Source organism: Ningiella ruwaisensis, from assembly GCF_004798935.1.
Lineage (GTDB): Bacteria > Pseudomonadota > Gammaproteobacteria > Enterobacterales > Alteromonadaceae > Glaciecola > Glaciecola ruwaisensis.
This window is the reverse complement of sequence record NZ_RAHT01000005.1, coordinates 74374-87049: the sequence shown is the minus strand read 5'-3', so window position 1 is coordinate 87049 and position 12676 is coordinate 74374. Positions and strand designations below refer to the sequence as shown.

Below are 12676 nucleotides of genomic sequence, written 5' to 3'. Positions count from 1 at the left end.
CGCTATCGCGGATTTTGGTATTCTAGCAACTAAGTTAGCGAAGTATAAGCAAATGCAGCCAATTCCTGTTCTTTATCGCGATAGCGACATTATAGTTGTGCATAAACCTAGCGGTTTGCTCGTGCATCGCAGTTTAATCGATAAGCGTGAAACCGAGTTTCTGGTTCAGCGGCTTCGCGATCAAATTGGTCAGTATGTGTATTCGGTTCATCGTTTAGATAAACCCACCTCAGGGCTTTTAGTAATGGCCTTAAGTTCCGAGGTCGCAAGGCAATTATCTGCGCAGTTTGAACAGCAGCTTGTTGAAAAGCGCTACGTTGCGCTGGTAAGGGGCTTTGTGAACGAAGCGCAGTGTATTGATTATCCGCTGCTTGAAAAGCTTGATAAAATGACCGACAACATGGATAAGGTGCCTGAGTCAAAACCGGCTATTTCATATCTTGAACCTTTGGCGCATTTAGAATTGCCGTTTCCGGTATCAAAGTATCAGACAGGGCGTTTTTCTTTGGTGGAGCTTAGCCCAAAAACCGGTCGTAAGCATCAATTAAGACGGCATATGGCACATATTCGTCATCCCATCATTGGTGACACCACGCATGGCGACGGGAAACAAAACCGTTATATTAGTGAACATTTCGGTATCAGGCGTTTGGCCTTGTGTGCAAAAATGTTAGGGTTCAAGCACCCGACTGATGGTAAACATACCAGTCTTAAAATTGAAACAATGCTTGATGATGATTTAGGCGCTATACAGCTTGCGCTTGATCAATTTTGTGTAAAACAATTTGATGCCTTGTCTGACATACGGCTTTTTACGGACGAAAACTTGTTTTAAACAAAACCAGCCTTATTAACGTAGTGGCTTTATTATTTATTTACTTAAACAAAAGCTAAGCAAAAACTAAACAACTTAAGTGTAAAGGAAAGAGTTATGGGTAGTGTAAGTATCTTCGCAGGTTCGGTATATGGCAATGCACAGCATGTCGCCGAAGAAGTACAAACCATGTTAGAGGCAGAAGGTATCTCATGTGAAGTTTTTACTGATCCTGATGTATCTGACTTCACTGACGCTGAATCGGTTCTTGTTATCACATCAACAACCGGTCAGGGTGATATTCCTCCTAACCTGGAGCTCTTTCATGCGGAATTGCGCGAAACGTTCCCCTTAATGGATGGCAAACCTTTTGCGGTGGTGGGGCTAGGCGATAGTTCTTACGGTGAATCTTATTGCGGCGGTGGCAGGCAGTTCTTTGAGCTTTTAAATGAATTACAAGGCAAAGCCATCAGCGAAATGCTGGAAGTTGATGCCATGGAAACTCTTTCTCCTGAAGAAGAAGTTGTGCCATGGGTGAAAACACAAATTGAAGCCTTAACGCAGGCTTAAACATGCCCTAGATTGTTTCACCAGATTGATTGATGGTTTTTGTGAAAGGAGTACTAAATCCAGCTTTCAGTGCGTCAATAATCGGCATTTTTTGATAGTGCGTCGTATCGACCATAACGTAGCTTAGGCGCATGTGCGCTACATCTAGCCAGGTGTCATTTTCAACGCGCTTTTGACACAAAATAGTAAATTCGAATGATGTTTTTCCCACATGGGATGTGCTTACCTTTAGGGCAAGCACATCATCAAACTTTGCGAAAGTTTTCCAATCAATTTGCATACTGACAACCTGATTGTCAGCACCTGCTTCGATAAGATTTTGATAATCGCCCACCACCGCGCGTTGATACTCGGTCGCTGCAATATCAGCATAGTCGGCAAATCGCGCATTGAATACAACGCCTTGCGCGTCGCATTCACCATAGCGAACACGCAAATATAAAGTTAGTGAGTTTTGCTGTGTTAAGGCCATTTACATCGTCATCATTTACAGGGCTAAGGATGCCAGATCGCTATAGAGGCTTACTCAGCGCCTCGTAATAGTGCGTTTATGCCAACCTTGGCGCGTGTTTTGGCATCAACTTTTTTAACGATGATGGCAGCGTACAAACTATACTTACCATCTTTGCTGGGCAAACTTCCCGGCACTACCACTGCGCCTGCCGGTACACGACCGTAATGCACTTCGCCCGTTTCTCTATCGTATATGCGCGTTGATTGACCAATATAAACGCCCATCGAAATAACCGCACCTTCTTCTACAATGACACCTTCGACAATTTCAGAGCGTGCACCAATAAAGCAATTGTCTTCGATGATTGTGGGGCTTGCCTGCAAGGGTTCTAACACGCCACCTATGCCAACGCCACCTGATAGATGCACGTTTTTCCCAATCTGTGCACAGGAGCCAACAGTTGCCCAGGTATCTACCATCGTGCCGCTATCGACATATGCGCCGATATTCACATAAGAGGGCATAAGTACAACGTTACTGCCAATAAATGTGCCTGTACGTACAGTAGCTGGAGGAACGACACGCATTCCTTCTTTAGCAAAACGCTCGTTATCGTAGCCATCAAATTTAAGAGGTACTTTGTCGTAAAAGGTTGATTCTGCGCCTTCAATTAATTGATTATCATTTAATTTAAAAAACAACAGCACCGCTTTTTTAAGCCATTCATTGACTTGCCATTGCCCCTCAACTTTTTCGGCCACCCGAGCCTCACCTGAGTTTAAAAGCGCGATTGCATCGTTAACGGCTTGCTTGATTTCTGCGCTTGCTGAGGCCGCTGTAAACGTATCGCGTGTATCAAAGGCGTGTTCTATGGTCTTTGCTAAAGTACTTATTTCAGTCATATGGCTGTGTTCACTTCTGGTTGATCAAGTTTAATAATAAGTTGTTTTTTTAATAAAATCTGCTGGGCTTGTGTGAGTGCTTTTCCGTCTTCATTACAAACAATAAATACGTCCTCTGCACGCTCGCCAATGGTGGCAATTTTTGCCATTTTAAGCGTAATGTTTAAGTCGACAAACAAATGGCCAATTCGAGCCAATAGCCCTGGGGCATCTAAAGCTTCTAACTCTACCAATGTAGTGTCTTCAGTACTTGAGAAAAACCTGACTTTTGTTGGCACATCAAGTTGTTTCATCTGCCGTGACATTCTTCGTCGGTTACTGTGTGAGCGCCCTGGTTTAATGAGCTGATCGCGTACCGCATTTGCTAAATTCTGCACGCGATTTTCTGAATCAATTCGGTCAGCGTTTTGATCAAGGATTATCATGCTATCAAAAACATAGCCATCATCGGTCACAACAATTTGCGCATCGTGAATGGAGCAGTTGCGACTATCAAGGACGGATGCTATCTGCGCAAAAAGGGCAGGGCTATCGTGGCAATAAATCAGCAGTTCAGTGCCTGCTTTAGTGGTTTGATTGCTGGCGGCAACCAAGATATCACCTTGTTTGATTTTGCCCGCTTTTATTATGGTTTCGGTATGCCAGGCAATTTGTTTGGGCTTAAAGCGAGCAAAATAATCCATGCGCATTTGCGACCAAAACGGGGCTAAATCAGCGGCGTTAAAACCAAGATTTTGCAGTCGCTCTAACGCTTGTTCTTTATGCTCATTGACTCGGTCCTGAAAGGTCCGCTGACATTCCAAGCCATTATCTAAGGCTTGTTGAGTTAATAAATAAAGCTCTCTAAGCAGCGAAGCTTTCCAGTCATTCCATAAATTATCGTTGGTCGCTCGTATATCGGCCAGTGTTAATGCGTAAAGTAAATCAAGATGGTCATGACTTTTTACTTCGGTGGCAAATTCTTTGATAACTTCCGGGTCGTAAATATCTCGACGTTGGGCAACGACCGACATCAGAAGGTGTTGTTCGACTAACCATGCTATCAGACTGGTGTCTTTCTCGTTAACGTGGTGATTGGCACAAAACTCAATAACATCCTGTGCGCCGAGCTTGGAATGATCGCCATTCCGGCCTTTTGCAATGTCGTGGAAAATGGCCGCTAAAAACAGCACATGATGCCTATCCAGATTTTTGACAATTCGGGAACAACGCGGAAATTCGCCCTCTTCAGTGTAGTAGCGTCTAACGTGCTTCACGAGTCGGTGAGTATGCTCATCAACAGTATAGGCGTGAAACAGATCGAACTGCATCATGCCCACTATTTTGTCCCATTCTGGCAAATAGCTTTGCAGTATGCCGTGTTGGTGCATGATATCCCAACCGAGATCAAAAAACTCTGGGTCGGAGACCAGTTCAATAAATTTTGCCCGGCATTCTTCCAAGTTACAATAATAGGTAGATTGAAACTGTCTGCGAGCGTTTCGTAATTGTCGAATACAATCACCGTCTAAGCCTCGAACTTCGGGATTGTCTTTGATCACCGACAAGAACGATAAAATAGCTAGAGGGCTATCGAAACAATTTTCATGCCGAGGGCCGATTAATCCGTCTTTTACGTAATAATCTTGATCAATTATGATTGCTTTTGTTCGGCTCATCCCAAGAATATCCTGGCGAAAGCGCTGAAGTAGCATGCTGTTTAATTCACTTACTCTGCGTACGATGCGAAACAAGTGTTTCATCATCTTCTCAACGCCTTCTTTACCTTCTCCAAATCCAAGTAATTCCGCCACGTCTGGCTGATAATCAAACAAAAGACGATTTTCACTACGCTGCGCGACTAAATGCAGGGCAAAACGAATTTGCCATAAATTTGAACGACATTCGATAAGCTCAGCATGTTCAAGTTCGGTAAAATACCCATGACCAATTAGGGTCATTCCATCGTATTCGCAAAAGTGCTTTTTGGCGACCCAACCAATATTTTGAATGTCGCGCAAACAGCCTGGATTTTCTTTTATATTAGGTTCGAGATTATAGGAGGTATCGTTGAATTTCTTGTGGCGCTCGCTTTGTTCGTCCATTTTTGCCAAAAAGAAGGCTTTGCTAGACCATACTTTTTGTGTGTTGACCTTGCTCATTAGGTCGTTGAAGGTTTTTGGACAGCCGCAGAGTCGTCTCGCTTCAACTAAGTTTGTCGCAATGGTAATGTCGTCTTTTGCCTGAGCAATCGTTTCTTTAACGCTTCGAACCGATTGACCAATTTCCAGCTTGATATCCCATAAGAAGGTGATGAACTGGCTTACATCGTCTTGTACCTGTTTGGCTAAATGCGATTGACTTAATATCAGTAAATCAATATCAGAAAAAGGCTGAAGTTGACCTCGCCCATATCCGCCCACAGCGCATAAGGTAAGGTGCTTTTGCTCGCGAAGATTGAGCAACTCCCAAGCATGGCACAAAAGCGCATCAGTAAATTTAGCGCGAGCAACAACAAGTTCATCCACATGGATTTTATTAAAATTAGCATCAAGCCACTTATAACTGCTATTCACACACGCTTTAAAATCAGCGACGTTGTTCAAGCTATCTATACTTCGAACCTGATTAATTAATATGTCGATGCTCATTGAGTTATGAGGTCCTAATGATGAAACTTAGTGATTACAGTGACTTCCAAATATTGTTAACTATTATCTTTCTAGTTATTAAAAAAGCGCGGCAAACTTTCTTCATCTCTTAAAGTAAGCACTTCAACGCCTGTTTCGGTCACCAACAAAGTGTGCTCCCATTGCGCGCTCAAACTGCGATCCTTAGTCACTACCGTCCATTGATCAGGTAAAATTTTTGAATGGCGTTTTCCGGCATTCACCATAGGCTCGATAGTAAAACACATGCCGGCTTTTAACACTTCGCCTGTTCCGGGGCGGCCATAGTGCACCACTTGAGGTTCTTCATGAAAAACCGCGCCAATACCGTGTCCGCAGTATTCACGCACAATTGAATAATGATGTGATTCCGCATGCGTTTGAATAGCATGCCCTATATCACCAAGTCGCACACCAGGCTTGACTAAAGCAATGCCTTTATACAGGCATTCCTGCGTCACACGAATAAGACGTTCAGCTAATATGCTGGGCTTGCCAACCACAAACATTTTAGAGGTGTCGCCATGATAACCATCTTTTATAACAGTGACGTCGATATTTACAATATCACCATCTTTCAGTTTTTTATCAGATGGAATGCCATGACAAATCACGTGATTAACTGAGGTACAAATAGATTTGGGAAAGGGAGGGTGGCCATAATTTAATGGTGCAGGAGTGGCACCTTGCTCATTAACAATATAATCATGGCATATTTGATTTAGCTCATCGGTAGTCACGCCTTTTTTTACGTGCTCACCAATCATCACTAATACGTCAGACGCCAGCTTGCCAGCAATGCGCATTTTTTCAATTTCTTCAGGCGTTTTAATCGTAATACTCAAGCCTTAGTCCCCATTTCAATCAATTTCAGCAAAAACACAGTGATTATATCACAAGTTATTTATTTCAATATTACTCATTGTTAGGGCGTGTTGCTTTTTGCGGCATGAATTTTGTGATAACGTTTGTGAGTACAGTTTTTAATTTATCACTCAGTAGTTCATCGGCGGTGAAGGGCGGCAAGTAATGGAAACGAGAATACAGTTCAGAATAGATAAAGAGCTAAAGTCACTTGCACAAAAAATGGCGCAAAGACAAGGCAGGAGTTTAAGTGACGCGTGTCGTCAATTGATTGAGGATTTAGCGTCACAGCAAAGAGAATATGAGCAAAATAATGACTGGTATGCCATGCAGGTAAAAGAAGCGTTTGCGAAGTATGAAAGAGGCAATAGCCGCATTCTGAGTCACGAAAAAGCCAATGCCAGAATGGCCCAGTTCAAAACTGATTTTCAAAACTGATTTTTAAAACGTGAGCAAAAAGTAAGCAGGCTTAAAGTACTAAGGATACTACAATTAAATTTTTGGAATTAGTTTTTGAAAATTAATAACAGCATTTTATGAGGAATATGCAATGATTTTCTGGGAAGAGGACGCCCTTAAGGACCGACAATATTTCTTCAAATATCTTTACCAATTTGACCCAAAAGTTGCTCATCGTTGCGATGAGGTCATTGAAAAAAACATAAGTTTACTTAACGAGCATCCTCATTTAGGCGTCAAAAAACCAGGATTGCCGGGACGCTTTTTAATCATACCAGCTTACGATATTTCAATTTTTTATATTATTCAGAGCATGGCTCAGAAAACAAATCAAGATTCTGTTAAGCACTCTATAGTTAATAACGTAGATATTTTGGTTTTGAGAATACTGCATCAAAAACAACAATTTCCGCCACCGAACCCGGAAAGTTTGTGATCACATTTGCACCAAAACTTATATTTAAAGAGACACCCTTAAGAATGGTAAGTGTTGAATTATCGCGCATAAATTCTTGCCATATTGGGCTCGTAATGGTATAAAGCGCGCCTGTTTTGACTGAGCACTTACACTATCTGTGCCCTTTCAAGCAGATTAACTTTAATTCACACACATATCGACACTGAATTCGGGGTGTCTGAGGTATGTTTGTTTTGGCCGCTTCCTATCGAAAGCGGTTACCAATTAAAAAGCGTCGCGGGCATGGACAGCCCGCGCCGAACTCCACGGAAGGATTTATGTGTCTTTTTAATTGGTAACTGCTTTCGATAGGGTGCAGTCGAAATAAACACCGAGGATCGAATGATGGGATATGTGGAGGCCTAACCCCTACAAATAGGATTATAATCATGGCAAACGTTTCAATGCGTGACATGCTCCAGGCGGGCGTACACTTTGGTCACCAAACCCGTTACTGGAACCCAAAAATGGCACCTTTTATCTTTGGTGCTCGTAACAAAGTTCATATCATCAATCTTGAAAAAACCGTTCCTCTTTTCAATGATGCACTTTCATTTTTAACTGGCGTTGCAAACCGCAAAGGCAAAGTATTGTTTGTTGGTACAAAGCGCGCCGCTGGCGAAGCGATAAAAGAAGCTGCGCAAAAGTGCGGTCAATACTACGTAAACAAGCGTTGGTTAGGTGGTATGTTGACAAACTGGAAAACAGTTCGTCAGTCAATCAACCGTTTAAAAGATCTGGAAACACAATCAAAAGACGGTACGTTTGACAAGTTAACCAAAAAAGAAGTGCTTTTACTTCAGCGCGAAATGGCCAAGCTTGAAAACAGCCTTGGCGGTATCAAGGACATGGGCGGCTTACCGGACGTGATCTTTGTTATTGATGCTGATCATGAGCATATTGCTATTACCGAAGCACGTAACCTTGGAATTCCTGTGGTTGCTGTGGTAGATACTAATTCAAACCCGGATGGCGTTGATTACGTTATTCCTGGAAACGACGATGCTATCCGCGCTATCCAACTGTACACTAATGCAGTTGCTGATGCCGTACTAAGTGGTCGTAATGGCGATGCAGCAGCAGCAGCTGCCGCTGACGAGTTTGTAGTTGAAGGTGAATAAGCAAGCTATCACGCTTAACTTATCTAAATGACTTTAAGGAGACCAGGCGAAAGCTTAAAGGTCTCTTTTTTATATACTAAATTTTGAGGACAGAAAAATGGCAGTGACTGCAGCACTGGTAAAAGAACTACGCGAGCGCACAGGCGCAGGCATGTTAGATTGTAAAAAAGCCTTGGTTGAAACCGATGGTGACATCGAGCAAGCTATTGAAAACATGCGTAAGTCTGGTCAGGCAAAAGCAGCTAAGAAAGCAGGTCGTATTGCAGCTGAAGGTGTAATCTTAACCAAAGTAGAGAGCAATAAAGCCACGATGCTTGAACTAAACTGTGAAACTGACTTCGTTGCTCGTGATGAAGGCTTTTTAGCTTTTGGTCAAAAAGTATTGGATGTAGCATCTCAAAACAATATCAATGATATTGAAACTTTGAATGCAGCGGAAGTTGATGGTAATACGGTTCAAGATACACGCGACACACTTGTTGCGAAAATCGGTGAAAACATCTCTCCACGTCGTGTCATCAATGTAGAAGGTGATAACCTGGGCGCTTATGTTCACGGCGGTCGTATCGGTGTAATCGCTATCTTAAACGGCGGTGACGAAGATTTGGCAAAGGATGTGGCTATGCACGTTGCAGCGTCAAGCCCGCAGTTTGTTAAGCCTGAAGATGTGCCTGCTGAAGTTGTTGAGAAAGAAAAAGAAATCCAGATTGATATCGCAATGCAATCTGGTAAGCCTGCTGATATTGCTGAAAAAATGGTCGCTGGCCGCATGAAGAAATTCACTGGCGAAATCAGTTTAACGGGCCAGCCGTTTGTTAAGGATCCTAGCATGAGCGTAGGTGAATTACTTAAGAGCAAAGGCGCAGACGTTATCAACTTTGTACGTTTTGAAGTAGGCGAAGGTATTGAGAAAAAGACTGAAGATTTTGCTGCGGAAGTAGCCGCGCAAATGGAAGCCGCGAAGAAATAATTCGTTTTCTCGCTTTTTCATTCAGTGATGTTCCTATACACTATAAAGCACCTCAAAAGAGGTGCTTTTTTATGCCGACGTTTGAAGAGAAATACAAAATTCCGCGATTATAATTTGCAAGTCGGGGCATGGCTTTCCAAAGCCGCTGTTCGTCATCCATGACCGCTTCGCCAAAACCATCCATGGTTTTGGAGACTTTGGAAAGCCATGCCCCGACTTACAAATATCACGAAATTTTGCATTTCCAGTTCTCTGCCCTAAGTAGTAGTCGTACGGCATGTAAAGAATGCTGATGTTTTAGGAGGGAGCCCAGATATTCAAAGCTTCCAAAACCAGGAAGGTTTTGGCAGAGCGGCCATGGATGGCGCAAAGCGTCTTTGAATATCTGGGCTCCCTCCTAAAACATCAGCATTACCTGTAAAACATATAAAAGGACACTAGTATTTATGAGCGTATCTCCTAAACCTGCTTATCGACGAATTTTGCTTAAGCTCTCTGGTGAAGCTTTGATGGGGGAGGAAAACTTTGGTATTGATGCTAAAGTGCTTGACCGAATGGCACAGGAGATCAAAGAACTTGTAGAGTTGGGTGTAGAAGTCGGCTTAGTGATTGGTGGTGGTAATTTATTTCGGGGTGAAGGCTTGGCTAAGGCCGGTATGAACCGCGTGGTTGGCGATCATATGGGAATGCTCGCAACCGTCATGAATGGTCTTGCCATGCGCGATGCGCTTCATAGAGCTTACGTTAATGCGCGCTTGATGTCAGCTATCCCGCTAAATGGCGTTTGTGACTCATATAATTGGACAGATGCCATAAGTATGCTTAAATCAGGCAAGGTTGTGATTTTTGCTGCGGGTACAGGTAATCCATTTTTTACAACCGATTCAGCTGCCTGTTTGCGCGGCATTGAAATTGAAGCTGATGCTGTATTCAAGGCCACCAAGGTCGATGGCGTGTACAGCGCTGACCCAGTGAAAAATCCAGATGCGCAGCTGCTAAAAGCGCTTACGTATCAAGAAGTGTTAGAAAAAGAGCTGAAAGTGATGGATTTGTCTGCCTTTACTTTGGCTCGAGACCACAACATGCCCATTCGAGTGTTCAATATGAATACACCGGGTTGCTTAAAGGCGGTTGTGTTAGGCGAGGATGAAGGTACACTTATTTGTCATGCACAAAAAATAGAAGAATAAGAGATAATTATGATTGATGAAATTGAATTAGATGCGCAAGAGCGCATGGAAAAAAGCGTAGTAGCACTTAAAAGCCAGCTTAGTAAAATCCGCACAGGCCGCGCACATCCCAGTTTGCTTGATAGCATTATGGTTAACTACTACGGGGCAGATACGCCTTTAAAGCAACTTGCCAATATCGTTGCTGAAGATAGTCGTACGCTTGCTCTTTCAGTTTTTGATAAAAGTGCTATTCAAGCCGTGGAAAAGGCAATAATGCAGTCTGACCTTGGCTTAAATCCCATGAGTGCAGGAACGACCATCCGAATTCCCATGCCAGCGTTGACAGAAGAACGCCGTAAAGATCTTATTCGCGTTGTCCGCAATGAAGTAGAACAAGGACGCGTTGCTGTTCGAAATATTCGTCGAGATGCAAATAGTGACATCAAAGAGCTTTTGAAAGAAAAAGAAATCAGTGAAGATGAAGCTCGCGCTGCCGAAGAAAATATCCAGACGCTAACCAATGATTATATAAAGAAAATCGACAATACCCTGGCAGACAAAGAAAAAGAACTCATGGAAGTGTAGTTTGTTTAAAAAGAAGAAATCAATCGTTTTGGACTCTCAAAAGGAGTGTAAAACCAAAGTGCCTCAGCACGTTGCAATTATCATGGACGGCAACGGTCGCTGGGCACAGCAGCGAAATAAACATCGTACTTTTGGCCACAAGGCAGGCGTTGAGGCCGTGCGAGCGTCGGTGCGTTTTGCTCGCTCTCAAGGTATAAAGTCACTTACGCTTTTTGCATTTTCCAGCGAAAATTGGCAACGTCCCAAAGAGGAAGTCAGCGTTTTAATGGATTTATTTGGCATGGTGCTTAAAAGTGAAGTGAAAAAGTTGCACAAAAACGATATTCGACTAAACGTCATTGGAGATATCAGTGGGTTTGACGAAAAGTTGCAGCATAAAATTAGCGACGCTGAGCTGCTTACGCGTGATAATAAGGCGCTGACCTTAAATATTGCCGCTAACTACGGAGGTCGCTGGGATATTGTTAATGCTGCGAAGGCCTTAACTCGCGATGTGCTTGCGGGCAAAATGGACATAAGTGAGATTACTGAACAAAGTCTGGATACCAATATTAGTACGCATGGTCTTCCTGAATTGGATTTACTGATTCGAACAGGTGGTGATCATCGTGTAAGTAATTTCCTGCTCTGGCAATGTGCATACGCAGAATTTTATTTTACTGAAACGCTGTGGCCTGACTTTAGTGAACAAACCTTTGCTGCTGCAGTAGAAGACTTTTCACTCAGACAGCGCCGTTTCGGCTTGACCGGGGAACAAATTATGACTCAAGACGTAGAGCATAAAGCATGCTAAAGCAGCGCGTTATCACGGCTCTTGTTCTTGCTCCGCTGGCGCTTTTTGCCATTCTGTTTTTACCCATTGAAGGGTTTAAATACGCTGTTGCTGGCGTGATATGCATCGGCGCATACGAATGGGCCAACATGTCTGGGATCACGGCTCGCATTTTTAAAGGCTGGTTTATGGTCTTCATTGGCGTATTGTGCGCGGCGCTGATATTGGCGGTTCGCCCGGAAGATATCTGGGTCCAGGGCGAGTTGCATCCGCTATTTGTATTCATTTTGTGGCTTGCCGCTCTATGGTGGTTAGCCTCACTATTTATGATTATTGCCTATCCTAGGTATAGCGAATTTTGGAAAGACAGTATACCGATTCGAGCGGTGTTTGGGATGCTTACGCTTATACCCACCTGGGTTGCAATCGTAAGTCTTCGCACCAGTCTTTATGATGTAGACCCTTTTTACGGCGCGTCACTGCTATTTTATGTGCTCGGTATTGTGTGGGCGGCGGACATCGGCGCTTTTTTTGTGGGTGTTAAATTTGGTAAACATAAACTACGTCCAAATGTTTCACCCGGTAAAAGTGTAGAGGGTCTACTGGGCGGTATAACGGCCTCCTTTGCCATTATCGCTTTTGCAGCGATGCATTATCAATTTGAACCATCACGAATTGGCGTGCATGTGTTAATTGGTGCCATTACAGTTGCCGTGTCGGCCTTGGGCGATTTAAATGAATCTATGGTAAAACGTTGTGCTGGCATTAAAGATAGCGGCAGGATTTTACCAGGCCATGGCGGTGTTATGGATCGCATCGATAGTTTAACAGCCGCTTTTCCGGTATTTGCATTCTGCTATATGATTTGGATGGCATAGTCTCCAGACA

The 12676-nt window shown here is 43.3% G+C and carries 14 protein-coding genes; 10 read left to right on the top strand and 4 right to left on the bottom strand.

Annotated features, from left to right (window positions below; translation table 11 throughout):
- Nucleotides 1–52 precede the first annotated feature (52 nt).
- A complete protein-coding gene (locus D6V41_RS11395; protein ID WP_136251653.1) occupies nt 53–835 on the top strand; it encodes a pseudouridine synthase in 783 nt (260 codons plus the stop codon).
- A gap of 96 nt (nt 836–931) precedes the next feature.
- Entirely contained in the window at nt 932–1384 is a 453-nt protein-coding gene (locus D6V41_RS11390) for a flavodoxin (RefSeq protein WP_136251652.1), read from the top strand.
- Nucleotides 1385–1391: 7 nt separating this feature from the next.
- On the opposite strand, the gene D6V41_RS11385 is transcribed toward D6V41_RS11390, so the two are convergent.
- From D6V41_RS11385 to map, 4 genes are all read right to left on the bottom strand, one after another.
- A complete protein-coding gene (locus D6V41_RS11385; protein ID WP_136251651.1) occupies nt 1392–1856 on the bottom strand; it encodes an acyl-CoA thioesterase in 465 nt (154 codons plus the stop codon).
- Between the two features lie 50 nt (nt 1857–1906).
- Nucleotides 1907–2740 carry a 2,3,4,5-tetrahydropyridine-2,6-dicarboxylate N-succinyltransferase gene (gene dapD, locus D6V41_RS11380; protein ID WP_136251650.1) on the bottom strand — a complete coding sequence of 278 codons (834 nt, stop codon included), beginning with the start codon at nt 2738–2740 and terminating at the stop codon, nt 1907–1909.
- Nucleotides 2737–5370, bottom strand: a complete 2634-nt coding sequence (glnD, locus tag D6V41_RS11375) for a [protein-PII] uridylyltransferase (RefSeq protein WP_136251649.1) — start codon at nt 5368–5370, stop codon at nt 2737–2739. Before glnD ends, dapD begins: the two co-directional genes overlap by 4 nt.
- A 71-nt stretch (nt 5371–5441) precedes the next feature.
- Nucleotides 5442–6233, bottom strand: coding sequence for a type I methionyl aminopeptidase (gene map / locus D6V41_RS11370; RefSeq protein WP_136251648.1), 792 nt, complete (start codon nt 6231–6233; stop codon nt 5442–5444).
- Between the two features lie 184 nt (nt 6234–6417).
- On the opposite strand from map, the gene D6V41_RS11365 reads away from it, so the two are divergent.
- The 8 genes from D6V41_RS11365 (at nt 6418) to D6V41_RS11330 (ending at nt 12666) form a co-directional block, all read left to right on the top strand.
- Nucleotides 6418–6690 (top strand): ribbon-helix-helix protein, CopG family, encoded by a 273-nt coding sequence (locus D6V41_RS11365; protein ID WP_136251647.1) that lies wholly within the window; start codon nt 6418–6420, stop codon nt 6688–6690.
- 112 nt (nt 6691–6802) lie between these two features.
- On the top strand, nt 6803–7147 hold the full coding sequence (locus D6V41_RS11360) for a type II toxin-antitoxin system RelE/ParE family toxin (RefSeq protein ID WP_136251646.1): 345 nt from the start codon (nt 6803–6805) through the stop codon (nt 7145–7147).
- A 410-nt stretch (nt 7148–7557) separates the two neighbouring features.
- Nucleotides 7558–8289: a 30S ribosomal protein S2 gene (gene rpsB, locus D6V41_RS11355; RefSeq protein ID WP_136251645.1), complete on the top strand. Its 732-nt coding sequence runs from the start codon at nt 7558–7560 to the stop codon at nt 8287–8289.
- A gap of 97 nt (nt 8290–8386) precedes the next feature.
- Complete coding sequence (gene tsf, locus D6V41_RS11350) at nt 8387–9259, top strand: translation elongation factor Ts (RefSeq protein ID WP_136251644.1); 873 nt, start codon at nt 8387–8389, stop codon at nt 9257–9259.
- A gap of 446 nt (nt 9260–9705) precedes the next feature.
- Nucleotides 9706–10449, top strand: coding sequence for a UMP kinase (gene pyrH, locus D6V41_RS11345; RefSeq protein ID WP_136251643.1), 744 nt, complete (start codon nt 9706–9708; stop codon nt 10447–10449).
- A 9-nt stretch (nt 10450–10458) separates the two neighbouring features.
- Nucleotides 10459–11016, top strand: coding sequence for a ribosome recycling factor (gene frr / locus D6V41_RS11340; protein WP_136251642.1), 558 nt, complete (start codon nt 10459–10461; stop codon nt 11014–11016).
- Nucleotides 11017–11074: 58 nt separating this feature from the next.
- Nucleotides 11075–11809 carry a polyprenyl diphosphate synthase gene (uppS, locus tag D6V41_RS11335; RefSeq protein ID WP_241664525.1) on the top strand — a complete coding sequence of 245 codons (735 nt, stop codon included), beginning with the start codon at nt 11075–11077 and terminating at the stop codon, nt 11807–11809.
- Nucleotides 11803–12666, top strand: coding sequence for a phosphatidate cytidylyltransferase (locus tag D6V41_RS11330; protein ID WP_136251640.1), 864 nt, complete (start codon nt 11803–11805; stop codon nt 12664–12666). The genes uppS and D6V41_RS11330 overlap by 7 nt, the downstream gene beginning before the upstream one ends.
- The last annotated feature ends 10 nt before the right edge of the window (nt 12667–12676 follow it).